At 68.9% G+C, this 23,118-nt stretch carries 21 protein-coding genes, 2 tRNA genes and 3 pseudogenes; 15 read left to right on the forward strand and 11 right to left on the reverse strand.

Annotation, left to right across the window (positions count from 1 at the left end):
* Positions 1-28 precede the first annotated feature (28 nt).
* The 5 genes from ACMYLB_RS04040 to ACMYLB_RS04060 form a co-directional block, all read right to left on the reverse strand.
* Positions 29-412: an ACT domain-containing protein gene (locus ACMYLB_RS04040; protein ID WP_415909694.1), complete on the reverse strand. Its 384-nt coding sequence runs from the start codon at positions 410-412 to the stop codon at positions 29-31.
* 124 nt (positions 413-536) lie between these two features.
* Entirely contained in the window at positions 537-1,526 is a 990-nt protein-coding gene (locus ACMYLB_RS04045) for an MlaD family protein (RefSeq protein ID WP_415909695.1), read from the reverse strand.
* Entirely contained in the window at positions 1,519-2,328 is an 810-nt protein-coding gene (locus ACMYLB_RS04050) for an ABC transporter ATP-binding protein (protein WP_415909696.1), read from the reverse strand. The genes ACMYLB_RS04045 and ACMYLB_RS04050 overlap by 8 nt, the downstream gene beginning before the upstream one ends.
* A 7-nt stretch (positions 2,329-2,335) precedes the next feature.
* Positions 2,336-3,088: an MlaE family ABC transporter permease gene (locus ACMYLB_RS04055; protein WP_415909697.1), complete on the reverse strand. Its 753-nt coding sequence runs from the start codon at positions 3,086-3,088 to the stop codon at positions 2,336-2,338.
* The gene (locus ACMYLB_RS04060) at positions 3,085-4,557 is read right to left on the reverse strand and encodes a hypothetical protein (RefSeq protein WP_415909698.1); all 1,473 of its coding nucleotides are present in this window, start codon (positions 4,555-4,557) and stop codon (positions 3,085-3,087) included. The genes ACMYLB_RS04055 and ACMYLB_RS04060 overlap by 4 nt, the downstream gene beginning before the upstream one ends.
* A gap of 228 nt (positions 4,558-4,785) precedes the next feature.
* Here ACMYLB_RS04060 and ACMYLB_RS04065 point away from each other — a divergent pair, with 228 nt between their 5' ends.
* Positions 4,786-5,313, forward strand: a complete 528-nt coding sequence (locus ACMYLB_RS04065; protein ID WP_415909699.1) for an RsmD family RNA methyltransferase — start codon at positions 4,786-4,788, stop codon at positions 5,311-5,313.
* Here the strand turns inward: ACMYLB_RS04065 and ACMYLB_RS04070 are convergent.
* Together ACMYLB_RS04070 and ACMYLB_RS04075 are read right to left on the reverse strand one after the other, a co-directional pair.
* A complete protein-coding gene (locus tag ACMYLB_RS04070) occupies positions 5,310-5,657 on the reverse strand; it encodes a 16S rRNA (uracil(1498)-N(3))-methyltransferase (protein ID WP_415911029.1) in 348 nt (115 codons plus the stop codon). The two genes, ACMYLB_RS04065 and ACMYLB_RS04070, sit on opposite strands and share 4 nt — an antisense overlap.
* Positions 5,579-6,028: pseudogene (locus tag ACMYLB_RS04075) on the reverse strand (RsmE family RNA methyltransferase); the annotation flags it as partial. The pseudogene ACMYLB_RS04075 and the gene ACMYLB_RS04070, both read right to left, overlap by 79 nt.
* A gap of 78 nt (positions 6,029-6,106) precedes the next feature.
* Here ACMYLB_RS04075 and ACMYLB_RS04080 point away from each other — a divergent pair.
* Complete coding sequence (locus tag ACMYLB_RS04080; protein ID WP_415909700.1) at positions 6,107-6,802, forward strand: response regulator transcription factor; 696 nt, start codon at positions 6,107-6,109, stop codon at positions 6,800-6,802.
* On the opposite strand, the gene ACMYLB_RS04085 is transcribed toward ACMYLB_RS04080, so the two are convergent.
* The 3 genes and pseudogenes from ACMYLB_RS04085 to ACMYLB_RS04095 all read right to left on the reverse strand — a co-directional run bounded on the left by ACMYLB_RS04085 (position 6,780) and on the right by ACMYLB_RS04095 (position 10,632).
* Positions 6,780-7,850 (reverse strand): response regulator, encoded by a 1,071-nt coding sequence (locus ACMYLB_RS04085; protein ID WP_415909701.1) that lies wholly within the window; start codon positions 7,848-7,850, stop codon positions 6,780-6,782. The genes ACMYLB_RS04080 and ACMYLB_RS04085 overlap by 23 nt on opposite strands.
* A 287-nt stretch (positions 7,851-8,137) precedes the next feature.
* Positions 8,138-8,347, reverse strand: a pseudogene (locus tag ACMYLB_RS04090) (histidine kinase dimerization/phospho-acceptor domain-containing protein); the annotation flags it as partial.
* Between the two features lie 362 nt (positions 8,348-8,709).
* A complete protein-coding gene (locus tag ACMYLB_RS04095; protein WP_415909702.1) occupies positions 8,710-10,632 on the reverse strand; it encodes a hypothetical protein in 1,923 nt (640 codons plus the stop codon).
* A 154-nt stretch (positions 10,633-10,786) separates the two neighbouring features.
* Here ACMYLB_RS04095 and ACMYLB_RS04100 point away from each other — a divergent pair, with 154 nt between their 5' ends.
* Complete coding sequence (locus ACMYLB_RS04100) at positions 10,787-10,954, forward strand: hypothetical protein (RefSeq protein ID WP_415909703.1); 168 nt, start codon at positions 10,787-10,789, stop codon at positions 10,952-10,954.
* A gap of 676 nt (positions 10,955-11,630) precedes the next feature.
* The gene (locus ACMYLB_RS04105) at positions 11,631-11,858 is read left to right on the forward strand and encodes a hypothetical protein (protein ID WP_415909704.1); all 228 of its coding nucleotides are present in this window, start codon (positions 11,631-11,633) and stop codon (positions 11,856-11,858) included.
* Between the two features lie 171 nt (positions 11,859-12,029).
* On the opposite strand, the gene ACMYLB_RS04110 is transcribed toward ACMYLB_RS04105, so the two are convergent.
* Positions 12,030-12,103: transfer RNA gene (locus ACMYLB_RS04110), tRNA-Gly, on the reverse strand.
* Between the two features lie 116 nt (positions 12,104-12,219).
* Here ACMYLB_RS04110 and ACMYLB_RS04115 point away from each other — a divergent pair.
* From ACMYLB_RS04115 to ACMYLB_RS04165, 11 genes and pseudogenes are all read left to right on the forward strand, one after another.
* Positions 12,220-12,653, forward strand: a pseudogene (locus tag ACMYLB_RS04115) (type II secretion system F family protein); the annotation flags it as partial.
* Positions 12,654-12,974: 321 nt separating this feature from the next.
* Entirely contained in the window at positions 12,975-13,358 is a 384-nt protein-coding gene (locus ACMYLB_RS04120) for a type II secretion system F family protein (RefSeq protein ID WP_415911030.1), read from the forward strand.
* 198 nt (positions 13,359-13,556) lie between these two features.
* Positions 13,557-14,819 (forward strand): sigma-54-dependent transcriptional regulator, encoded by a 1,263-nt coding sequence (locus tag ACMYLB_RS04125; RefSeq protein ID WP_415909705.1) that lies wholly within the window; start codon positions 13,557-13,559, stop codon positions 14,817-14,819.
* A gap of 216 nt (positions 14,820-15,035) precedes the next feature.
* On the forward strand, positions 15,036-18,275 hold the full coding sequence (gene carB / locus ACMYLB_RS04130) for a carbamoyl-phosphate synthase large subunit (RefSeq protein WP_415909706.1): 3,240 nt from the start codon (positions 15,036-15,038) through the stop codon (positions 18,273-18,275).
* A 484-nt stretch (positions 18,276-18,759) separates the two neighbouring features.
* Positions 18,760-19,626 (forward strand): formyltetrahydrofolate deformylase, encoded by an 867-nt coding sequence (gene purU / locus ACMYLB_RS04135; protein WP_415909707.1) that lies wholly within the window; start codon positions 18,760-18,762, stop codon positions 19,624-19,626.
* A gap of 209 nt (positions 19,627-19,835) precedes the next feature.
* Positions 19,836-20,570 (forward strand): tetratricopeptide repeat protein, encoded by a 735-nt coding sequence (locus ACMYLB_RS04140; protein ID WP_415909708.1) that lies wholly within the window; start codon positions 19,836-19,838, stop codon positions 20,568-20,570.
* A gap of 190 nt (positions 20,571-20,760) precedes the next feature.
* The gene (locus ACMYLB_RS04145; protein ID WP_415909709.1) at positions 20,761-20,937 is read left to right on the forward strand and encodes a hypothetical protein; all 177 of its coding nucleotides are present in this window, start codon (positions 20,761-20,763) and stop codon (positions 20,935-20,937) included.
* Positions 20,938-21,264 carry a hypothetical protein gene (locus ACMYLB_RS04150; RefSeq protein WP_415909710.1) on the forward strand — a complete coding sequence of 109 codons (327 nt, stop codon included), beginning with the start codon at positions 20,938-20,940 and terminating at the stop codon, positions 21,262-21,264. It abuts the gene before it with no gap.
* A 260-nt stretch (positions 21,265-21,524) separates the two neighbouring features.
* Positions 21,525-21,601 (forward strand) — tRNA-Pro (locus ACMYLB_RS04155).
* A 193-nt stretch (positions 21,602-21,794) separates the two neighbouring features.
* Positions 21,795-22,328: a LysM peptidoglycan-binding domain-containing protein gene (locus tag ACMYLB_RS04160; protein WP_415909711.1), complete on the forward strand. Its 534-nt coding sequence runs from the start codon at positions 21,795-21,797 to the stop codon at positions 22,326-22,328.
* Between the two features lie 146 nt (positions 22,329-22,474).
* Positions 22,475-23,044 (forward strand): NUDIX hydrolase, encoded by a 570-nt coding sequence (locus ACMYLB_RS04165; protein ID WP_415909712.1) that lies wholly within the window; start codon positions 22,475-22,477, stop codon positions 23,042-23,044.
* The last annotated feature ends 74 nt before the right edge of the window (positions 23,045-23,118 follow it).

A 23,118-nucleotide genomic window follows, 5' to 3' on the forward strand; every position in this document is an offset into this window, starting at 1 on the left:
CGCCGGCCGCCGGCGCGGCCGGCCGGGCTCAAAGGCGCTCGACGGTGTGGTCGGCGTTGCGCAGCGTGCGCACGGCGTCGTCGACCTGGGCCTGCTTCACCAGGACGTAGTCGGTGTCGAAGGTCGAGTGGGCCAGGATGCTGATGCGGGAGAAGGCGAGCGGGTCGAGCACGGAGGAGAGGATGCCGGTCTCGGTGAAGTTGAACGGGCCGCGGAGCTTGAAGAGCCGCCAGCCCGCCTCGTGCTTCACCTGGGCGGGGATCTGGGCGGCGGGGCAGAGGATCGACAGCTCGTCGGTGGTGCGGGTGGTGGCGCTGAAGACATTCGAGCGCACCCAGTCGGGGATGGCGGCGTCGGCGGGCAGGCGGGCGATGGCGAACTCGCCGGGGAGGAGCTGGATGACGAGCGGCATGACGGCCCGAGCCAAGCGCGTCGCGCGCGCGTTCGCAAGCGCGCGGGCCGTGTCATTGGTCCAAAGAAGAACCCGCGCCGGGGTGGCGCGGGTTCGGCAAACGCGGAGCGCCGGCGGCGCGCGGTCAGAAGAGCGCGTTGGCGACGACGCCGACGGCCTGGATGGGGCCGGAGTCGCCGAGGCCGTCGAGGGCGCGGTCGGCCTTCTTCATCACGCCCTGGAGGTCCTTATACATCGCGTCATCGGCGAGGAGCTTGCCGAGCGTGCCTTCGCCCTTGGCGAGCTTGTCGGAGACGGTGCGGGCATTGGCGACGGTGGTCTTGAGGTTGTCGGCCGTGGCCTGGTCGTAGAGCAGGGCGCCGACGGCGCCCTTGCCGGACTTCACGTCGGCGATGATGCCGCGCGTGTCGGCCATGAAGACTTTGGCGTCGACCGCAGCGGCCTTGATCTCGCCCACGGCGACGACGAGGTCGTCGTGGAGCTTGGGATCGTTGACGAGTTTGCCGAAGGTGCCGTCGCCGTTCTTGATCTTGGCGGTGATGTCCTGGAGGTTGGCGATGGTCTCGGTGAGCTTGGGGCCGTTCTGGTCGACGAGTTTGTCGAGCTTGGAGAAGAGGGAGCCGGAGCCGCCCTCGCCGCCGAGGGCCTTGCCGATGTTGTCGGCCACGCCCTCGAGCTTGGAGCCGAGGGAGCCGAGCTGGGCGATGACCTCGTTCATGTCGGCGGTGTTCTTCGTCTTCATCGTGTCGCCGTTCTTGAGCATGACGGCGGAGGTGCCGAAGCTGACCGCGAGGTGCTGGCTGCCGAGGAGGCTGGAGGTCTCGACCGAGGCGACGGCGTCGTTCGGGATCTGGACCTTGGGGTCGATCGTGAGCACGGCTTCCACGCGCTGCGCGCCGAGGCGGGTCTCGGCGACGGTGCCGATCTTGACGCCGGCCATCTGGACCTCGTCGCCGGTCTTGAGGCCCTTCAGGTTCGCGAAGGGCGCGACGAGGGAGTAACCGCTCTTCTTGAAGATCTGGCCGCCGCTAAGCGACTCGAACGTGATCCAAGCCAGCGCGCAGCCGAGGAGGAAGAAGAGGCCGACGCGGACGGTCTGTTGCGTGTTATTCATGGGAATTCTCCAGTTGTTTGAAGCGGGGATTCTTGAGATCGATGACGGGCGTCAGGAAGTCGGCGATGTCGCGTTCCTTCGGCTCGCGGAAGTCGGCGGGTTTGCCGGTGGCGCGGATCCGGCCGTCCATGATGATGGCGATGCGGTCGGCGATGCTGAGGGCGAGGTCGCGGTCGTGGGTGACGACGATGCTGGTGACGGCGGTCTGCTCGCGGAGGGTGGCGATGATCTCGCTGATGGTGGCGCCCATCACGGGGTCGAGCTCGGAGGTGGGCTCGTCGTAGAGGAGCAGCTGCGGCTCCATGACGAGGGCGCGGGCGATGGCGACGCGCTTCTTCATGCCGCCGGAGAGCTCGGAGGGGTATTTGTTGGCCGCCTTCTCCAGCGAGAGGATGGAGAGCGCGTGCATGACGCGTTCGCGGATGCCGGCCTCGTTGCACTGGCGGTGTTCGCGCGGGTAGAGCGCGAGGTTGTCGTAAACGGTGAGCGAGTTGAAGAGCGCGCCGGCCTGGAAGACGAGGGCGAGGTGGACCTTGTCGCGCGTGTCGGGGTCGCCGGCGTCGAAGTCGCCGATGCGCACGGCGCCGCTGGTGGGCCGCTCGAGGCCGGCGATGTGTTTCAGGAGGACGCTCTTGCCCGAGCCGCTGGGGCCCATGATGCAGAAGATCTCGCCGGGCCGGACCTCGAGGTTGATGTCCTTCAGCACGGTGGTGCCGCCGAACTTCTTCGTCAGGTGATCGACGGTGACGCCGAAGGTTTTCCCGGCGAAGGGCGTGGAGGTGTAGCTGGAGGGGGAACTCATGGCCGGGTCAGAGGAGGGCCTTGGTGACGAAGTAATCGAGCACCAGGATGAGGATGAGCGAGGTGACGACGGCCTTGGTCACGGAGGCGCCGATCTCGCGCGGGCCGCCGCGGGTGTTGAGGCCGATGTAGCAGCAGACGAGGACGATGACGAAGCCGAAGGTCTCGGCCTTGAGCAGGCCGTCGGTGATGTCCTTCCAGTCCATGTAGCGCTTGAGCGCGGCGAAGTAGGACTCGCTGTCGACGGAGATGAAGTGGGTGTATTGGCAGATGAGCGCGCCGCCATACCAGCCGCAGAGGTTGGCGATGAGGGCGAGGACGGGCATCATCACGAGCACGGCGGCGAGGCGCGGCAGCACCAGCATGCGCTCGGGCGGGATGTTCATGGTCACGAGCGCGTCGACCTCCTGGTAGACCTTCATCGAGGCCAGTTCCGCGGTGATCGCGCTGCCGACGCGGCCGGCGATGAGGATGGCGACCATGACCGGGCCGAGTTCGCGCGCCATGGAGAGGCCGACGAGCGTGCCGATGAACTGCTTGGCGCCGAAATTCTCCATCGAGTAGCCGGATTGCAGCGCGAGCACCGAGCCGATGAAGAAGCTCAGGATGGTGACGATCGGCAGCGAGGTGTAGCCGATGACGAAGCACTGCTCGACGAAACGCCCGAACTGTCGCGGGAGCGTGCCGACGTATTTCAGCGTGCGCGTCGTGAGGAGCACGACGCCGCCGATGTGGCCGATGACGAGGGTGAGCTGTTTCATGGGAGGGCGGCCACGGGGGCCGGGGTGTCGGCGGAGCGACGGAAATCGAAGACGGAGAACTTCCAGCGGCGCTCGCCGGGCGCGCGGCGCCAGCTGAGCAGGCCGTTGCCGAGGGCGACGCGTTCGCCCGCCTGCGGCGTGGCGCGCGTGCTGAAGAGCGGGCCGAGGTGGAACTCGCGCTCGGCGGGCGAGCGGCGGCGGCTGATGAGGCTCCAGAGGATGCTCCAGCGGGTGTCGTCCGGCGCGCGCTGGTCGTAGCGGTAGAGCGCGAAGAGCGGCGTGTAGAGTTCGCGCACGGGCTGGTTGGTGGGGAAAAAGACCTCGAAGGGGCTCACGACCTGGAGCTGGCGGCGGCCGGCGCCGTTGTCCCAGACGCTGAAGAGCGGCCAGAGGTGCTTCTTGTAGGCGGGCGCGGCGGCGGGATTCGCCAGGCTGCGCTGTTCGTGGGACCAGTAGACGACGAAGAAAAACTGGTTGCGCTCGTTCGCCACGCCCTGCTCCGACCAGCGCGCGTGGCGGAAGAGAGGCCAGGCGATCCAGGTCTTGTCGTAGCCCTTGACGACGCTGTGGGTGTAGAAAGGCGCCCAGCGGTTCACGTAATGCTGGTCGCCGCGGCCCTGCACGGCGAACGGCCAGAAGTAGCGCGTCTCGTGGTAGCGCTGCGGCGCGGTGCGGTCGGAGTAGCCGAAGAAGGGCCAGAGGTAGTTCTCGTTGATGTAGCCCGGCTCGGTGGCGCGGGTGTAGAACGGCAGGAAGCCGAGGCTTTCGCGCCGGGCGCCGGCGGGCTCGCCGAGCTGTTTCTCCTGCCGGTAGATCAGCGGCCAGAGGACGTAGCGGTTGTCGTAGTCGCCCGCGCGCGCGACGTGGCCGTAGAGCGGCCAGAGTTCGAAGCCGCGGTGGCCGGCGCCGCCGGTGAAACGCAGGAAAGGCCACGGCACGTAGTCGGTGTGGCGGCCGTCCTGTTCGACGCGGAAGTAAGCCGGGAAGGCGAGCCAGGTCAGCCGGTCCTTGCCGAAGCGGTTCTTGATCTCGCCGGCGACGGGCAGCAGGGCGCGGTAGCTGGTGGCGGGGTCGCCGGTCTGACGGGAGAAGTAGAACGGCCAGACGTCGAGCCCGTGCACGCGCCCGCCGCCGAGGCCGGTTTCACGGCGGTCGTTGACGAGCTGGAAAAACGAAAACCACGTGTCTGCGCCTTCGTGCCGCCAGGTCAGCAGCGGGTAGAGGAAGTGCATGGTTTCCCGGTCGCCCTTCTCCTGGCGCAGGAAAAGCGGGCGCAGCATCCGCACCTGCGTGCCGTCGGGCTCGGTGCGCTCGGCCAGCAGCGGCCCGAGACCCTGCTGGGCCACGACCTCGCCTGTCCGGTCGTCGACCGCGGCGACACGCAACGGCCAGCCGTTGAGTTCGGAGCCGCTGAGCGGCCGCGCGAACCCAGCCGCCAGGAGCAGCCAGACTGCGAATCGGGACTTCATGCTTGGTCAGTTATTGCCTTTGCGTCCGCCCGGGCCAGTTAGGTGATGGCTCAGACGGAATTGGGACAGGTAAATCCCGGCCCGCTGGGGCGCAAACAGTATGTTAAAACCCCAACGAGCAGAAAGTGTTCCGCCTCAACGGCGCCACGCGGCATATTCGAACCCTGAAACTGACCGAAAGGGGAGTGTCGGATGCGCATAACCGGCGGCCTTGCGCGCGGCATCCCGTTGACGCTGCCGAAGGGCGACGCGGTGCGGCCCGCGACGGATGCGATGCGCCAGGCGGTGTTTTCCAGCATCGCCAGCCGGGTGCCGGGCGCCCGGTTCCTCGACTTGTTCGCGGGCAGCGGGGCCTATGGGCTCGAGGCGCTGAGCCGGGGCGCCGCCGGCGGGGTGTTCGTGGAAAGGAACGCCAAGGCGGTCGGCTGCATCCGGGCCAATCTCGCCGCGGTGTGCAAGAGCCTCGCGCGCGACCCGCACGACCTCGCCGTGCTGAACGCGGACGCGACCAGCGTCGCCGTCCCCGGCGCGGCGCCGGACCTGGTTTTCATCGATCCGCCCTATGACGTGATTGCGGACGTGGCGCCGAAGCTGTTCACGCGCCTGACCGCGCTGCTGGCGGGGCAGCCCGACCCGGTGATCATTTTCGAGATGCCCGGCGAGCAGGAGCTGGCGGCGGAGGGCTGGACCTGCGTGAAGCGCCTCGGCAAGGGCTCGCGCCAGCCCACGGCGTGCTTCTTCAAGCGCGCGGGCTAGAGCGTGCCGCGGGCGGATTTCGCCAGCGCAAGCGCCGCGATGACGGCGGTCTCGAGCCGCAGCACCCGCGCGCCGAGGTGCGCGAACGCGAAGCCCGTCGCGCGCAGCTGGGCGCGGTCGCGCGGGCCCCAGCCGCGTTCCGGACCGAGCGCGAGCACGAGCGGCTGGTCGCCCGGCAGGGGCAGTCGCGCAGCGCGTGCGGCGCCTCGTAGTTGTCGAGCGCCACGCGGACGGTGCCGGGCGCGAGCAGCGCGACGGCGGCGGCGAGTGTGGGCGCGGTGGTGACCGCGGGGATCTGCGTGGCGAAGGCCTGCGCGGCGCCGGCGAGGACGTGGCGGCGCCACTCGCCGTCGCGCCAGAGCGTGCTTTGGGCGTAGCTGGGCTCGGATTTCTCGGTGGCGGCGAAGTGGAGCGCGGCGACGCCGAGGGTCGTGGCGTCGCGCAGGATGTCGCGTGCGGTCTGCGGGCGCGGCAGGCCGAGGAGCAGGGTGACGGCGTCCGGCGGCGGCGGCGGCGCGCCCCAGGTGAACGAGAGGACGAGCGCGTCGGCGTGCACGGCGTCGATCCGCCCCTTGCCGCGCGGGCCGTCGACCAGGCCGGCGTCGAATTCCTCGCCCGGGGCGCGGCGCAGCACCTCGAGCAGGTGGCGCGCGCGCACGTCGCCGCGCGGGAGCGGCGCGGCGACCTCGTCGGCGGTGAAGAGCACGAGATTCACGCGCCGGAGCTAGCGGCGCGCGCGCGTAGTGTCCACCCTTGGCTTGATGCGTGGGGGCTTTGGCCTAGCCTGCCGCGAGTGAATCCCACCGCGAAAGCTTCCCGCCTTTCTCCCGACGATCCTTTGCGGGGTCGGACGGCGATCATTGTCGAAGACCAGAAGCTCTTCGCGGATTTCCTGGCGGGTTGTTTCAAGGAGTGGGGGATCGAGGTGGTGCTGAACACGCCATCCGGGGCGGAAGGGCTGGCGGCGGTGAACCAGCGGCCGCCGGATCTGCTCATGCTCGACTTCTCGCTGCCGGACATCGACGGCCTGGAAATCGCGCGCCAGGTGCTCACGGACCGGACCAAGTCGGGCCTGCGGGTGGTCGGCATCTCGTCGCACTGCGATCCCTGGACGATGCTGCAGGTGCAGAAGCTCGGGCTGCACGGCTTCGTGGACAAGCTGGACCAGAGCGCCGATGGCCTGCGCATGGCGCTGGTGTCGGTGCTCAGCGGCAACGTCTTCTACACGCGCGCGGTGACGGAATCGAGCGCGCGGCTGCGCCAGGACCCGCGGGCGTTCAATCGCGTGCTCTCGGACTACGAGCTGAAGATCCTGGCGCTGATCGGCCAGGCGATGACGGACGAGGAGATCGCGACGGCGCTCGGCATCAGTCCGACGACGATGCAATCGCGCCGGCGCGACATCATGAAGAAACTGGACATCCACACGACGCCGAAGCTCATCCACTACGCGATCGTGAACGGACTCACTCGGCCGACGCGCACGTGAGGCGCGCGAGCGACTCGCGCAAAGTGGCCCAGTCCTGGGCGAGTTCCTCCGCCAGCGGGCGGGCCGCGCTCCACTCCCGGGTGCGGCAGAGCTGCTCGAGCTGCAGGCCCCGGCGCATCGGCACGGCGGCGTGCAGGAAGCCGAAGCGGCCGGCGATCTTGTGGGCGGCGCGGGCGGCGGTCTCGGCCTGACTGGAGGCCAGGGCCGCGGTCAGCGTGCCGAACTCCGCCTCGGCGTCGGCGGCGAAGGCCGCGAGCTCCGCGTCCAAGGCGCGGGCGTGCTGCTGGGCGAGGCGGAGCAAGCTCTGGAGCGGATCGAGGTGCTTCGTGTCCGGCAGCGCCACGTGCTGGGCGCTGGCGGGATTCCGGTGGCGGATCGCCTCCTCGAGCGCGGCCTGCAGACGCTCCTCGACGACGGGTTTGCCGAGGAAGCCGTCCATGCCGGCCGCCAGGCATTCCGCGCGCTTCTCCACCGTGGTGTAGGCGGTGGTGGCGAGCACGAGCGGGTGGCGGCCCAGCGGGGCGAGGGTCTCGCGGATGCGGCGCGCGAGCTGCGGCCCGGTGGTGTCGGGCATGTCGTAGTCGAGGAAGATGATGTCGGGCGGGTGCCCGGCGGCGACGCGGAGGGCGGTGGAGGCGTCGAGCGCCCGCTGCACGGAGAAACCGCGACGCTCGAGCATGGCGGCGAGGGAGACCACGTTGTATTCCTCGTCGTCGACGACGAGCGCCCGGCGCGGCAGGGCGTCCAGGGCGGCCTGCGCCGGGGCCGGGGCGGGGGCGGCGGCGGCGACCGGCAGGGGAAGCTCGAGGTAGAAGGTCGAGCCCTGACCCGGGGCGCTTTCGACCCACGCGCGGCCGCCCATCTTCTCCGCCAGGCGACGGCAGACGGCGAGGCCCATGCCGGTGCCCGGGATGCGGCTGCTGCGCGCGCCGGCGCCGCGCTCGAATTTCTCGAAGATGCGCGCCTGTTCCGCGGCCGGGATGCCCGGGCCCTCGTCGGAGACGGCGCAGGTGAGCGCGACGCTGCCGGGATCGAGGGGCGCGCCCACGCGGTGACTTCGATGGTGCCGCGCGGGGCGTATTTCACGGCGTTGCTCACGTAGTTCAGCAGCACCTGGCGGATGCGGCGCGCATCGCCGAGCAGGCGGGGCGGCACGGTGGGGCCGAGCGCGAACTCGACGCGCACGCCCGCGGCCGCGCTCAGCGGCAAGGTGATGGCGGACACGGCGTCGAGCAGCTCCGCGGGCGAGAACGGCTGGGGGTCCAGCTCGATGGTGCCGGCCTGGAGCTTGGAGAAGTCCAGGATGTCCTCGAGCAGCGAGGCGAGGTGGGAGGCGCAGTGCCGGAGGAGGCCGAAGCGATACCGGCCCTCCTCGTCGAGGAACGAGATGTCGATGGCGGCTGAGAGGCCGACGACGCCGTTCATTGGGTTGCGGATCTCGTGGCTCATGCTGGCGAGGAACTCGTCCTTGGCCGCGTTGGCCTTCTCGAGCTCGGTGGTGCGTTCGCGGACGAGGCGCTCCAGCTCCTGGGTGCGCTGGCGCATGCGGCGCTCGCGGTAACGCAGGGCGCCCAGCAGGGAGAGGCCCGCGATGGCCGCGTAGCCGGCGTAGGCCCAGTTCGAGCGATACCACGGGGGGAGGATGGTGAACGCGAAGTAGGCGGGCGCGCTGACCTGCCCGACCGGATTCACGGCGCGCACGGAAAACGAGTAGCGCCCCTCGCGCAGGTTGGAGAACTCGAACGACGTGCGCTCGCTCGGCGCGGTCCAGGCGCCTTCGTCCTGACCGAACTGCGTCTGGTAGCGCAGGGCGGGCCGCAGGGTGATCTCCGGCGACGCGATGCGCAGCTGCAGGCTCTCGGTGTAGCCCAGGGTGGTGTGCGCGGCATCCGGGCCGACGGCGCTGATCAGCGGCGTCGCGGGCGGGCTCCACTCCGGAAGCTCGGCCGGGCGCGCTTGCAGCAGGGCGTCCGACCCGCCGACCCACAGCGTGTCCGCCCCAGCGACCGTGGTGGCGACGAGCCGGTTGATCGCTCCGGCGGCATGGAGCTGGGGGAAGACGAGCGGACGCAAGCCCGCGGCGCGGCCGTCGTCGGCAAATTCCAGGACGCTGATCCCGTCCTGGTAGCCGGCCGGTGCGGCGATGCCGTGGTGGATGGCGAGGTAGAGGCGTTTTTGGTCCGACGAGAGGGCGCAGGCCGTGACCGGGCCGGCCAGTTGGCGCAGCAGGAGCGGGGAGTGTCGCCGCGGACGAGATAGACTTTGTTCCCGGCGATCACGATGACATCGCGCGCCCGCTCGACGACCAGGCTCGGGGCGGCGTCCTCGGCGGCGAACGGCGGCGGGAGCGGGGCCGGGGCGAAGCCCACGGGGCTCACGGTCCATTTTCGGGGCGCTTCGGCGGAGGCGGCGGTCCAGAGGACGCCGGCGCCGTCCTGCGCCGCGGTTTGGAAGAACGGCAGGCTGGGGCGGAGGTCGGCGCGCCACGCGCCGGAGGCGGCGCGGGTGATGTCCATCCAGCTGCCGTTGAGCGCGGCGATCCAGCGGTCGGAGTTTCCGAGGCGCGAGAGCGCGAACGCGTGGCGGCCCGCCCCGTCGAACCGTTGCGTGGTCCGGCCGTCCTCGCGCAGGACGACGCCGCCGAAGCCGCCCAGCCAGACGCGATGCTCCTCGGCCAGGGCGGAGTGCAGTTGCATCAACGGGACGTCGGCGACTTCCACGACCTGCAGCTGGCCCTTTTCGGAGCGCTGCAGGTGGTAGAGGCGGTTCTCCGCCCCGACCCACAGCGACTGGTCGGGCGCCCGGCTGATGAAGCGGGTGAATTTCGGACGCGGGTCGCTGTCCAGGCGGATCTGGGCGGTGGCGCCCGTCGCATCGCAGCGGAGCAGCCGGTCCTCGCCCAGCAGCCACAGGTCGCGGTCGCGGCCCACGAACTGCCCGTAGAGCGTTCCCGACAGGTCGCCCGTGCCGGGGATCCGCCGCACGACCTGAAAGTTCGAATCGACGATCGCAACCCCGCCCGTGAGCGTGCCGACGGAGCGGAAGCCGCCGCCGAGGTCGGCGACTCCGGTCACGCGGTGCTGGATCGTGAAATCGTTGAGCTCGGCGGAGGAGATGCAGCGCGGCGTCGGCTCGATCGTCCAGCAGCCGCGGTTGGAAACGCCGAGCAGCTGGCCGTCCCGGCGCTCGAGCCAGAAGAGCCCGTTGTCCCGCGGCACCCCGGCCGTGACCATGCGCTCCGGGCCGTTCTCGGCCAGCCGGTAGAGCCCGCTCTCGACATGGTGGAACCAGAGCGCGCCCTCGAATTCGAGCGTGAACAGCCGGATGCCGGTGGGGTAGCGCCAGACCTCGAACTTCGTCCCGTCCCAGCGCAGCACGCGGTCGTCGGCGACGTAGTAGATGCCCTGCGGCGTGACGCGGCAGGCCCGCACCGCCTGGAGTTCGGTGGCCGCGAAAGGCAGTTGTTCGCGGAGCGAGTGGATGCGGGGCGTGCCGTCCGCCGACAGTTCCGCCCAGCCGAGGTCGCACCAGGAGCCGAAAGCCAGCCGGTTGCCCTCGGGGGCGAAGGCGAGGGCGGTCACCGCGAAGGCCGCGGGGTGGTAGCGCCAGGTCCGGCCGTCGAACGCGAGCAGCCCGTGATCGGTGCCGAACCACAGCGGGCCCTGGCCGGGCTGGGCCGCCGCGGCATACACGACGGAGCCGTTGCCGGTCTGCTGCTTGCGGAAGGTCTCCAGGATCGGGTCACCCCAAAACCGCGTGTCCCACGCGGCGTGGGCGAGGGCAGCTCCTCCGCAGAGGAGCAGGGCGAGAGCGGCGCGGACTCGAGTCATGCAGCGACGATGCCGGCACAATGGGCCACCGACGAATCCCGGAAACACCTAAATTCAGGTTTCGCTCCACCTGCGCCCAGTTGGGTTGGCGGCCTAAAGATTGGCGAAATGCCGCAGGGGATTGATGCGTTCCAAGAGAGAGAATGGGCGCGTCATGAAAAACCTCTCGCTCCTCATCGCTGGCCTTGGCGCCAGCTTGCTCCTGTCCCTGGGTTTTCAACGCGCCGCCGAATGGATCGGCCTCGCGCTGTTGCCCTATGTCTCGCCGGCCGCCGCCGAATCAGCGGCGGAGACCTGTGTGCTGCCGACCAACTGGGCCTGACGCCGCGCCATGCTCAACCTCGCGGCCTATCGCTATCGCAACGTGCTCGCCGCCCGCGGCGGGCCGGTGGAACGCTTGAGCTGCGCCGAGACGACCGTGCTGGGGGCGCGCTGGTTTCAGTCCAACGCCCACCTCCGGCCGGAGTGCCTGGCGGGCGTGTGGAAAAACGGGTCTTCAGCGACGCCAGCGGCAGCGGCACGGACCGCTCGCCGCTGGTGGCCCGCTGCAAGGCGATCTCCGAGGCGCTGGAGCGCTGGGCGCACTGGGCCACGTTCCGCGCGGGCGAGGCGTGCCGCTACGGCTTCGACATCGATCCGTCGAGCAACGGCATGGCGGCGTTCCCCGGGCTCTTCGCGCGCCAGGCCCGCGGCCCGGCGCTGATGGAGGCGGCGGAGCGCTTCAACCTGCTCCACTGGTGGGAAGGCCGCTTGGCGGCCCGCGCGGCCACCTCGCCGGGGCCGGGCACGGACGCGTTCGTGATCGAGTCCGATGCCCCGGGCGTCACCGTCATCCTGCACCGCCGCTCGGAGCGCGGGCACCACGCCTTCGGCCACGCGGCGCGCCCGACCTTCGCCGCGGCGTGCGACGCCGCCGCGGTGGAGATGGAGCGGCACGAGACGGTCGTCGGCTACTACGTGCTGACCGCCGGGGGCGCGGAGGCTGGATCGACGGGGACATGCACCCGATCGAGCAGCGCAGCCTGTTCTTCGCCTCCGCGGAGGGCTACGAGGTTTTCCGCGCGCACGTCGCCGGAGGCATCACCGGTCGGCGTGCGCTGCCGCGCATCGTCTTCGATGGCGCCGTGCCCGGGCCGTGGGAGCGCTACGCGCACGTCTGGCGGGTGCTCTTCGAGCCGCCGAGCCTGCGGTTCCTGTCGCGCGAGCAGGACTATTTCCTCTGGTGAACGCGCGGGCGCGCCGCAACCCGGGGGTTGTGGAGCGGCTTGTTTCGGGAGCCTGGCCGTCCGGCGCTGAGGCTTCGGACGACAGCCTTCGCCGCTGCCGCGCGCGTTTCTTCAGCCGCCGCATGTGCGCTCGCTCCCTGCTGGCTTGCCAACCGAAGCCTTGGCGAAGGCTGGTGCGGGCAGACGGAATCGAACCGACGATACCTGTTTGGAAGACAGGAGTTTTACCACTAAACTATGCCCGCGGGGGCTCGCGCGTGAGAGTGCCGGGGCGGGACGACCATTCAAGCTTTAGTTAAAGTCCCGCCTTCCGGCAAAAGGGGTTGCGGGAGCAAAATCGTTGCGCTTTAACCGCCCCACTATGGCAACTCCCGCGGCCGCCAAACCCAAGTCGAGCGTCCAGCAAGCGCAGGCGCTCGCCAAGCAGAAGGCCCTCGAGAAGAAATCCAAGACCTACAAGCTCGCCCTCGGCGAGCTGGCGATCTTCACCAGCCAGCTGGCCTCGCTGCTCCAGGCCGGCCTGCCGCTGGTCTCGTGCCTGGAGGCGCTGCAGGACCAGACGGAGGACCAGATTTTCCGCATCGTCATCCGCGACGTGCGCAACGACATCGCCACCGGCACGTCGTTTTCGGCCGCGGTGAAGAAGTTCCCCGGTCGTTCAACTCGCTCTTCGTCTCGATGGTCGAGGCGGGCGAGGCCTCCGGCGGCCTGGCCGAGATCCTCCAGAAGGTCGCCGCCTACTTCGAGTCGACGGTCAAGCTGACCAAGAAGGTGAAGTCCGCGATGACCTACCCGATCGCCGTCATCGGCCTCGCCATCGCGCTGGTGAACGTCCTGCTGATCTTCGTCATCCCGGTGTTCGCGGAGATGTTCAAGGACTTCGGCGCCAAGCTGCCGGCGCCGACGCAGATGCTGATCGACCTGTCGAACTTCCTGAAGAGCTGGTGGTGGGCCATCGCGCTCGGCGTCTACGGCCTCTTCACCGTGGTGAAGAAATACACCGCCACGCCCGCCGGCCGCCGCCAGAAGGACAACTTCCTCGTGAAGGCGCCGATCTTCGGCAACCTCGTCCACAAGATCGCGCTCTCGCGCTTCTGCCGCACCTACGCGACGCTCATGCGCTCGGGCGTGCCGATCCTTCGCACGCTCGAGATCGTCTCCGCCGCCTCCGGCATGGTGCAGGTGGAGGACGCCTGCGTCGAGATCGCCAAGCACGTCTCGCAGGGCGGCCAGGTGTCGGAAGTCATGGCGGCGAATCCGTTCTTCCCGCCGATGATGAAGCACATGGTCAAGGCCGGCGAATCCACCGGCAACGTCGACGGCATGATGAACAAGATCGCCGATTTCTACGACACCGAGTGCGACGCCACCGTGGCCGCGCTCACCTCGCTGATCGAGCCGATGCTCATCGTGTTCCTCGGCGTGGTGGTCGGCGGCATCGTCATGGCGATGTTCCTCCCGATCTTCCAGCTGGGCGCCGTCGCCGGCGGCCAGGGTTGACCGCGGGCGCGCCGCCCCGGATGGCCGCGGAGCCCGGGCGACGGGCGCCGCGGCCCCGTCGCCGGCGGCCCGCCGGCATCGGCACCGCTCGTGAGGCGGCGTGCAACTAAACATGTCCTTTACGCGTTCGGCGCCGATTGACCGAAAGCCGCTTGCGTGCAGGATACCGCCTCCGCAAAGTCACGGTTCCTCTCGCCCATGCCTTCCATCCTGATCGTCGACGACCTCATCTCGATTCACGAGATGCTGGAGGCCGTCATCCAGCCGACCGGCTACGCCACGGCGTTTGCCACGGATGGCGAGAAGGCGCTCGTGCGCTACAAGGCGGAGAAATTCGACCTCGTGCTGGCCGACATCGACATGAAACCGATGGACGGCATCACGTTGCTCAAGCAGCTGAAGCAATACGACCCCGCCGCCGTCGTCATCATCATGACGGCCTACGCCAGCACGGAGAGCGCGATCCAGGCGCTGAAGTTCGGGGCGTTCGACTACCTGCAGAAGCCTTTTCGCGTCGAGGAGCTCATCCAGACGCTCAAGCGCGGCGTCGAATTCAAGCGCGTCGTCACCGAGCGCGAGGCCTCGCGCGGGGCCGGCGGCGGGGCGGCGTCGGCCGCTGACTTCGATGCGCGGCTCGTCGGCTCCAGCCCGAAGATCAAGCGGCTCATCGCCCAGCTCCGGAAACTCGCCACCGCCCACGCCCCGGTGCTGGTCAGCGGCGAGCTCGGCAGCGGCCACGAGATCGCGGCCGAGCTGCTGCACGCCGCGGGTTCGCCCGCCGGCAGTCCGCTCATCAGCATCGACTGCAAGCTCATCGATCCGGCCACGCTGCACGACAGCCTCATCGGCCCCGAGGGCACGGGCGGCAAGTGGGTGCAGCAGGCCAAGGGCGGCACCCTGGTCCTCCAGCACGTGCAGTGCCTCCCCGGCGAGGCGCAGGAAAAGCTCGTTTCCATCCTCCGCACGAACGCGCCCCACCTGCGCGTGATCTGCACGACGGAGAGCGACCTCGAGAAACTCACCGAAGAGGGCGGCTTCAACGAGGAGCTCTTCTACCGCATCGCGGCGCTGCCCGTGCACATGCCGGCGCTGCGCGAGCGGCCCGAGGACATCCCGCTGCTGCTCAAGGATGTCGCCGCCCGGTCCGCCAATCCGCAGTTCGACGCCCGCCAGATCGAGTTCACGGACGACGCGACGGCGACGCTCCGCGCCTACCGCTGGCCGGGCAACCTCGCGGAGTTCACCCAGGTGATCTCCCAGGCGATCTCGACCGCCGAGGCGCGCGTGATCACTTCGGCCCAGCTGCCGCTGCGCATCCACGAGCTCAAGGACTGGCCGGCGCTCGCCGACTACCTCGCCGGACAGGAGAAGCAATACATCGCCCGCGTCCTCCACGCCTGCGGCGGCGACAAGGCCAAGGCCGCCAAGGTCCTCGGCATCGATCCGACCAAGCTGATCTGAGCCGGCGCACCGCCGCGCGAGGATGCGGGACCCGCCGCCGCACCCGGATGGCGCGCAGCGGCGCTCATTTTCCGGGCCCGGCTGTTTTCGGTTTCGGCTCCCCGTCGTCGAGAATCCGCCCGCGATCCGCCGCGCCCCGCGTCATGCCGCGCTGCGGGCCCTTTTCCCGCTTGCGGAGCCTAGGCACGGTCCCAACCCTCGCCGAAATCTGCGCTCATGCCTAAACGCACTGACCTCGAGTCCATCCTGATCATCGGCGCCGGCCCCATCATCATCGGCCAGGCCTGCGAATTCGACTATTCCGGCACCCAAGCGTGCAAGGCGCTCAAGGAGGAGGGCTACAAAGTCATCCTCGTGAACTCCAATCCGGCCACGATCATGACCGATCCGGAGTTCGCCGACGTCACCTACATCGAGCCGCTCACGGTCGAGATCCTCGAGAAGATCATCGCCAAGGAGCGCCCGTCCGCGCTGCTCCCGACCCTCGGCGGCCAGACCGCGCTCAACCTCTCGATGCAGCTGCACAAGGCCGGCATCCTCGAGAAATACCACGTCGAGATGATCGGCGCCAAGCCGCCCGCGATCGAGAAGGGCGAGGACCGCCAGCTGTTCAAGGAGGCCATGCTCAAGATCGGCCTCGATTGCGCGAAGTCCCGCGTCGTCAAGACGCTCGAGGACGCCCGCAAGGCCGCCGACGAGATCGGCATGTTCCCGCTCATCATCCGCCCGTCCTTCACGCTCGGCGGCACCGGTGGCGGCGTCGCCTACAACCGCGAGGAATTCGAGCAGATCGTCAACGGCGGCCTCGAGGCCTCGCCCGTGCACGAAGTCCTCGTCGAGGAATGCCTCCTCGGCTGGAAGGAATACGAGATGGAGGTCATGCGCGACCACAAGGACCAGTGCGTCGTCATCTGCTCCATCGAGAACTTCGACCCGATGGGCGTGCACACCGGCGACTCGATCACCGTCGCGCCCGCGCTCACGCTCACCGACAAGGAATACCAGGTGATGCGCGACGCGTCGTTCGCCGTCATCCGCGAGATCGGCGTCGAGACCGGCGGCTCCAACATCCAGTTCTCCGTCGACCCGGCCACCGGCCGCATGGTCGTGATCGAGATGAACCCGCGCGTGTCGCGCTCGTCCGCGCTCGCGTCGAAGGCCACCGGCTTTCCCATCGCCAAGATCGCCGCCAAGCTCGCCGTCGGCTACACGCTCGACGAGCTGCGCAACGACATCACGCGCCTCACGCCCGCCAGCTTCGAGCCGACGATCGACTACGTCGTCACGAAGATCCCGCGCTTCACCTTCGAGAAATTCCCCGGCGCCAACGCCACGCTCACCTCCGCGATGAAGTCCGTCGGCGAGGCGATGGCCATCGGCCGCACCTTCAAGGAGTCCTTCCAGAAGTGCCTGCGCTCGCTCGAGACCGGCGCGCGCGGCTGGGGCGGCGGCGGCAAATACGGCCACGACGAGCTCCCCGACGACGCCACGCTCCGCCAGAAACTCGGCACGCCGAACGCCGAGCGCGTCTACTACATCCGCTGGGCGTTCATGGCCGGCATGTCGGTCGACGACATCTTCAACCTGACGAAGATCGATCCGTGGTTCCTGCACCAGCTGCGCGAGCTCCACGAGATGGAGCAGCACCTGAAGACGCTCTCCCTCGCCACGCTCGACCCGCGCACGCTGAAGCGCGCGAAGCAGTTCGGTTTCTCCGACGCGCAGCTCGCGCACTTCCTCAAGGCCGACTTCGACACCATGCGCGCCGCGCGCAAGAAGGCCGGCGTCCACACGACCTACCGCCTCGTCGACACCTGCGCTGCGGAGTTCGAGGCGTTCACGCCTTACTACTACTCGAGCTACGGCGACGAGAACGAGATCCTGCCTTCGAAGAAAAAGAAGATCATGATCATCGGCGGCGGCCCGAACCGCATCGGCCAGGGCATCGAGTTCGACTACTGCTGCGTGCACGCGTCGTTCGCGCTGCGCGAGGCCGGCTTCGAGACCGTGATGGTCAACTCGAACCCCGAGACCGTCTCGACCGACTACGACACTTCCGACCGCCTCTACTTCGAGCCGCTCACGCTCGAGGACGTGCTTGAGATCTACGAGCAGGAGGGCTGCGTCGGCGCCATCGCGCAGTTCGGCGGCCAGACGCCGCTCAATCTTGCCAGCGCCCTGAAGGCCCGCGGCGTGAACATCATCGGCACCTCGCCGGAAAGCATCGACACCGCCGAGGACCGCAAGCTCTTCGCCGCCGTCCTCGACGCGCTGAAGCTCAAGTCGCCCGCCAACCGCATCGCGATGTCCGAGCCCGAGGCCATCGCCTCCGCCGGCGAGCTCGGTTACCCGGTGCTCGTGCGCCCGTCGTTCGTGCTCGGCGGCCGCGGCATGTTCATCCTCTACAACGAAGCCGAGCTGCGCGAGGTCGTGCACCAGGTCTTCGCCGTCATGCCGGGCAAGCCCGTGCTGATCGACAAGTTCCTCGAGGACGCGATCGAGCTCGACGTCGACTGCATCAGCGACGGCGAGACGACGCTCGTCGGCGGCATGCTCGAGCACATCGAGTTCGCCGGCGTGCACTCGGGCGACGCCGCCATGGTGATGCCGCCGCACACGCTCTCGAAGGAGATGCTCGGCACCGTCCGCCAGGCGACCTATGCGCTCGCGAAAGCGCTCAAGGTTGTCGGCCTGATGAACGTCCAGTTCGCGATCAAGGACAACCAGCTCTACGTCCTCGAGGTCAACCCGCGCGCGTCGCGCACGGTGCCGTTCGTCGCCAAGGCCATCGGCGTGCCGCTGGCCAAGCTCGCCGCGCGCGTCATGGCTGGCGCCAAGCTCAAGGACCTCGGCTTCACCAAGGAAATCCAGCCCAAGCACTGGTGCGTGAAGGAAGCCGTGTTTCCCTTCAACCGCTTCCCCGGCGCCGCCATCGTGCTCAGCCCCGAGATGCGTTCGACGGGCGAGGTCATGGGCATGGACGACGACCTCGGCATCGCCTACGCGAAGACGCAGATGGCCGCCAAGCCCTCGCTCCCGCTCAAGGGCAAGGTCTTCATCTCGGTCAAGGACTCCGACAAGCCGCAGGTGGTCGAACTCGCCAAGGGTTTCATCGCGCTCGGCTTCACCGTCTGCTCGACCACGAACACGGCCAAGCTCCTCCAGTCGCACGGCCTCGCGGTGCAGCCGGTCTTCAAGCTCAACGAAGGCCGCCCGAACTGCGTCGACATGATCAAGAACGGCGAGATCCAGTTCGTGGTGAACACGCCTCGCGGCATGGTCCCGCGCCAGGACGAGAACGCGATCCGCGCCGCCGCCTACGCCAACAACGTCGCCATCTCGACGACGCTGACCGGCGCCCAGGCCGCGCTGAACGGCATCCGCGCGATGAAGAACCTCCAGGTCGGCGTCCGCCCGATCCAGCAATACCGCCACAACACGGTGCCGATGGCCTGAGCGTGTCTCCGGTGAAGGGCGGGGTCTCGCGACCCCGCCTTCGCCACACCAGGCATCGCTCGCCGTCTCGTGCCGATAGGCGAACGTCGCGGCGGGGTCGGAGACCCCGCCCTACAGCGGGGCTATGGCGTTTGGCAGGGCCCCGATGGGCAGCCGATGACGTCTCGGCCGGGATGATGCTTTTCCCGAAGCGACCCGATTGAAAGGGAGCGGGTCGGAGAAGAGGGGAGGAACGGAGATTGATTGATCCGGCGCTTCGGCAGCAAAGGGGGACGCGTCGGGACAAAAAGGCATGATGGTGGGAGTTAATCGGAGCGCGGTCCCCTAACGGTGAGGCGCGGCGGGAGAACGCTGGAGCCCGTAAGTATTTAGATCTGCGACACGGGAATTTTGTCGACTCGAGTCGGGATCAAGGGTGGGGCAGGCGATCGCATGACACGCGCCTTGCTCCCCAAGGTCGCTCGGCTCGGCTAGGGTTGCCCGCATGCCCTCCGATGCTCCGCTCACGCTCGTCGCCCTGCTGCACGGTCCCGACCAACGGGGCCTCGTCGCGCGGGCGTCGGGATGGATCTTCCAGCGCGGCGGCAACATCCTGCACGCCGACCAGCACCGCGACGAGGACGAGGGGATTTTCTTCCAGCGCATCGAGTGGGTGCCGCCCGCCGGCGCGAAGCCCGCGGCCGAGGAGAAGGCCTTCCTCGCCTACGCCCGCAACGACCTGCGCATGAGCGCGGTCGTGACCGACTCCGCGCGGCGGGCGCGCGTGGTGCTCTTCGTGTCCAAGGCCGAGCACTGCTTCCACGACATCGTGCTGCGCTGGCGCGCCGGCGAGTTCCCGTGCGAGATCGTCGGTGTCGTCTCGAATCACCGCGAGCTCGCGGCGGCCGCCCGCGGCTACGGGCTGAAGTTTTTCCACCTGCCCGTCGCGACCGGGACGAAGGCGAAGGCCGAGGCCCGCCAGCTCGCGCTGCTGCGGCGCCTGCGGGCCGATGTCGTCGTGCTCGCGCGCTACATGCAGGTGCTCTCGGCGGATTTCCTCGCGGCGTTCGGCCGGCCGGTGATCAACATCCACCACTCGTTCCTGCCGGCCTTCGCCGGCGGCCGCCCGTATCACCAGGCGCATGAGCGCGGCGTGAAACTCATCGGCGCCACGGCGCATTACGCGACCGCCGTCCTCGACGACGGCCCGATCATCCATCAGGACGTCACGCGCGTGACGCACCGCCACAGCGTCGAGGACCTCGTCCGCAAGGGCCGCGATCTCGAGAAACTTGTCCTCGCGCAGGCCCTGCGCTGGCACCTCGAGAACCGCGTGCTCGTCTTTGGCCGCAAGACGGTGGTGTTCGACTGAGGGTCCGGCGCGCCCTCAATCGGGGTAGGGGCGGTTGTCCTCCACCGCCCTTCGGTCCGCCGACCGCATCGCACGACGAGGGCGCTTGGGGACAAGCGCCCCTACCGCTTTGCCCCGGTCCGTCGCGCCTTGTCCGTCGCCCCTCATCCCTCGGGAATGGCTGCCGTCGCCCTCCGATTCCGGGCTTGAGCGCGCCCGGGGCGTTGCCCATGTTGCGCGTTTCCCATGAGCAACGTCCCCTCCGCCACTCCCCGCACGATCCGGCCAACCCGCCGCCGCCCGCCGGTGCCGACGCCTTCGCCGCCGACGTGCACTCGTTTTGGGAGAAGAACCGCTCGTTCATTCTCGTTCTCGTCGCCGCCGTGCTGCTCGGCCTGATCGGCCGCGAAGGCTGGCAGTGGTTCCAATCCTCGCGCGAACAAGGCGTGCAGGAGGAATATGCCAAGGCCGGCGACCGCGTCGACCAGCTCGCCAAATTCGCCGAGGCCAACAAGGGCCACGCGCTGGCCGGCGTCGCCCTGCTCCGCGTCGCCGACGACGCCTACGCCAAGAACGACTACAAGTCCGCGGCCGCGACCTACGCCAAGGCCGGCGACACGCTGGAGAACGACACCCTGAAGTCGCGCGCCAAGCTCGGCGCCGCGATGAGCCAGCTCGCCGCTGGCGACCAGGCTGCCGGCGAGGCCGCGCTCAAGGCGCTCAGCGCCGACACCAAGGCGATGCCCGCCACCCGCGCCGAGGCCACCTATCATCTCGCCGTGCTCGCCAAGGAAGCGGGCCGCGTCGACGACGCCAAGAAGCTCATCGACGAGATCGCCAAGATCGAGGCCGCCGGCCTCTGGGCGCAGCGCGCCGCCGCGCTCAGCGTGCAGCTCGCCGCCGGCAAGCCCGCCGCTCCCGCGGCCGCCGGCACGCCGAGCGTGGAGTTCAAGCCGAAGGGCTGACCCCGCCGCGCGCTCCGTCTCTCCGATCCTCCGCTCGAACCGCGGAGGATTTTTGTTTCTCCGCGCCAGCGCGCCGCACAGGAGCGCGCCGAGGCCGGCCAGCGCGGCGGTCGCGGCCGGCTCGGGCACGGCGGAGACGGCGCCGTTGATCGCCACGTTGTCGAGGCGGAACTGCCCGGCGCCCTCCGCGTTGAACGCGAAGATCCGGAACGTGAGCGCCGAGGTCAGCTGGCTGAAGGCGCCGCTCGACAGCGTGATCGACTGGCCGGCCACGAGGTTGGTCGTGGTGTTGTCGGTCAGCTGGACGATGTTGTTGCCGACGACGCTCAGCGGACTCGTCGCGCTCGCCGCCAGGTTGGAGGTGTAGTTGTCCGCGCTCGAGCGCACGACGAATTGCCGCGGCCCGGTGGAGGTGCGCCCGGCGGAGAAGGAGATGCTGCTGAGCGAATACTGGAAGCCGTTGCCGGGCGTGACGGTGAATTCGAGATACTCGGTCGCGTCGGGGCTGCCGGTGAAGGTGTTGCTCCCGTCGGTCGCCCCGCCGGCCACCCAGGAGCCGAACGCGAACACGCCGGCGGTGTTCGAGTTGGCCGAGAGAGTGTTCGTGGCGGTGAAGCTTGAGAACGTGAGATTGTTCGCCGTGCCGCCGGCCGAGGACCGGCCGGAGAAGGTGCTGACGTCGTCGAACGCGTAGGTGAACAGCTGGGCGTGCGCCGCGAGCGAGCAGGAGGCGGTGACGAGCGCCAGGGCGCGGCAGAGGAGGTGGGCGGCGGTTTTCATGATGGGGAGGCGCAGACAACGGTGCGCAATGCCGGCCCAAAACGTCGCGTGGTTAGGTCGGGGCGCTGCCGGTTGCACGTCCTTTTTCTACTCCGGCCCCGGGAGGGCGCCCGCGGACGGCTCATCCGCTCCCTTGACTCCCCGCGCCGCTTGGACTCCGCTGGCGCCCGTCATCGGGGTGTAGCTTAGCCTGGTAGAGCGCCTGGTTTGGGACCAGGAGGTCGCGAGTTCGAATCTCGCCGCCCCGACCACTCTGCCCGTGGCGGAGGAGAAGCCCGGGCCCGCTTGGCCGGGATTCATCGGATTTTGGCATATGCGGCGCGCAGTTGTGCAGGTTGCGGCAGGCCAGTGAGAAGCCGCCTTCCCGGTGCCAATTTCGTGAACAAATGCTTCTTGCGTCACTCCGACGCGCTCCCTACACAAGTTTCCTCAATCTCTCACCAAATGGACACTCTTTCCCGCGACAGCAGCTCCAGCTCCAGCAATATCGTGCCGATGATCGGTGCGTTTACCGGCGTCATCGGCCTCCTCCTGGCCGTGGTCGCCCTCGTGCAACTCTCCACGGTCAAGAAGACCCTGGCCGCGCATGGCGACGAGATCGCCAAGATCGCGACGCTCGAGACCGAGGTCCGCTCGCAGGGCGCGAAGGTCGACGGCGACATGAAGAATCTCCGCGATGGCGTGCAGAACGCCCTCAATCAGGTCGGCACCGAGATCGGCGCCATCCGCGCGCAGCTGACGAAGATGGAAGAGGCGATGAAGAAGCCCGCTCCGGTCGCCGGCGGCAAGGGCGGCAAGGCCGCTCCGACGGGCGTGAAGAACGCCGACGGCACCTACACCGTCGCCGCGGGTGACGGCCTCAGCAAGATCGCGCGCAAGTTCGGCACGAGCGTCGATGCGATCCTCGCCGAGAACCCGGGCCTCAACCCGACCAAGCTCCACATCGGCCAGAAGATCAAGCTGCCGGCCGGCAAGTAAATCGCCTGCCGAAAGAGTTTCCCCAAGCCTCCGCCACCGCGGAGGCTTTTTTATTGGGCGGGAACGCTTCCGCCCCGCCGGCGGGGCGGAAGCGCGCGGCGCACTCGTCACTTGTCTCCCGCCGGGGCGCGCTCTTTCCTCCGCCCATGAGTTCCTCGGAAAAGCCGCAGCGCTGGAAAAAGCTCGGGGCGCGCGCCATCGCGCGCACGCGCATCTTCGACGTGCAGAGCGTGGACTTCCAGCATCCCGCGCATCCGGCGCCGCGCGATTTTTTCCTGATCAACGCCCCGGACTGGGTGAACGTGGTCGCGCTCACCCCGGCGCACGAGATCGTGCTGGTGCGGCAATTCCGCTTCGGCACGAACGATCTCTCGCTCGAGATCCCGGGCGGCGTGATGGAGGCCGGCGAGGATCCGGTGACTGCGGCCCTGCGCGAGCTCGCGGAGGAGACCGGCTTCGTGGGCGAGCGCGCGCGCCTGCTCGGTTCGGTCCACCCGAATCCGGCGATCCAGACCAACCGCTGCCACCTTGTGTTCGTCGAGCAGGCGCGGCGGACCCGGGAACTGGCGTGGGACCCGAACGAGGAATTCGAGATTCTCGCGCTGCCGGCGGACGACGTCTACGCCCGGGCGTTCCGCGGCGAAATCACGCACGCGCTCGTGCTCGACGGCCTGCTGCTCTTCCGCCCGCTGTGGGAGCAGTTGCGGGCGCGGTGACCCCGGGAACTGTCCTGCTCCCGCGCGCCGGCACCTGCGCGCGGCGGCGGCGAATATGCCCGGTCGGTCGTTTG

The sequence above is a fragment of the Oleiharenicola sp. Vm1 genome (assembly GCF_047777955.1).
Taxonomy (GTDB): Bacteria; Verrucomicrobiota; Verrucomicrobiia; order Opitutales; family Opitutaceae; genus Didemnitutus.

What these genes read in the sequence shown, in the direction of transcription:
- ACMYLB_RS04095 (WP_415909702.1), bottom strand. Translation starts at nt 10,632, where the DNA reads ATGACTCGAGTCCGCGCCGCTCTCGCCCTGCTCCTCTGCGGAGGAGCT.
- ACMYLB_RS04050 (WP_415909696.1), bottom strand. Translation starts at nt 2,328, where the DNA reads ATGAGTTCCCCCTCCAGCTACACCTCCACGCCCTTCGCCGGGAAAACC.
- ACMYLB_RS04045 (WP_415909695.1), bottom strand. Translation starts at nt 1,526, where the DNA reads ATGAATAACACGCAACAGACCGTCCGCGTCGGCCTCTTCTTCCTCCTC.
- ACMYLB_RS04055 (WP_415909697.1), bottom strand. Translation starts at nt 3,088, where the DNA reads ATGAAACAGCTCACCCTCGTCATCGGCCACATCGGCGGCGTCGTGCTC.
- ACMYLB_RS04105 (WP_415909704.1), top strand. Translation starts at nt 11,631, where the DNA reads ATGCACCCGATCGAGCAGCGCAGCCTGTTCTTCGCCTCCGCGGAGGGC.
- ACMYLB_RS04060 (WP_415909698.1), bottom strand. Translation starts at nt 4,557, where the DNA reads ATGAAGTCCCGATTCGCAGTCTGGCTGCTCCTGGCGGCTGGGTTCGCG.
- ACMYLB_RS04040 (WP_415909694.1), bottom strand. Translation starts at nt 412, where the DNA reads ATGCCGCTCGTCATCCAGCTCCTCCCCGGCGAGTTCGCCATCGCCCGC.
- ACMYLB_RS04120 (WP_415911030.1), top strand. Translation starts at nt 12,975, where the DNA reads ATGCGCTCGGGCGTGCCGATCCTTCGCACGCTCGAGATCGTCTCCGCC.
- carB (WP_415909706.1), top strand. Translation starts at nt 15,036, where the DNA reads ATGCCTAAACGCACTGACCTCGAGTCCATCCTGATCATCGGCGCCGGC.
- ACMYLB_RS04100 (WP_415909703.1), top strand. Translation starts at nt 10,787, where the DNA reads ATGAAAAACCTCTCGCTCCTCATCGCTGGCCTTGGCGCCAGCTTGCTC.
- ACMYLB_RS04160 (WP_415909711.1), top strand. Translation starts at nt 21,795, where the DNA reads ATGGACACTCTTTCCCGCGACAGCAGCTCCAGCTCCAGCAATATCGTG.
- purU (WP_415909707.1), top strand. Translation starts at nt 18,760, where the DNA reads ATGCCCTCCGATGCTCCGCTCACGCTCGTCGCCCTGCTGCACGGTCCC.
- ACMYLB_RS04165 (WP_415909712.1), top strand. Translation starts at nt 22,475, where the DNA reads ATGAGTTCCTCGGAAAAGCCGCAGCGCTGGAAAAAGCTCGGGGCGCGC.
- ACMYLB_RS04125 (WP_415909705.1), top strand. Translation starts at nt 13,557, where the DNA reads ATGCCTTCCATCCTGATCGTCGACGACCTCATCTCGATTCACGAGATG.
- ACMYLB_RS04140 (WP_415909708.1), top strand. Translation starts at nt 19,836, where the DNA reads ATGTTGCGCGTTTCCCATGAGCAACGTCCCCTCCGCCACTCCCCGCAC.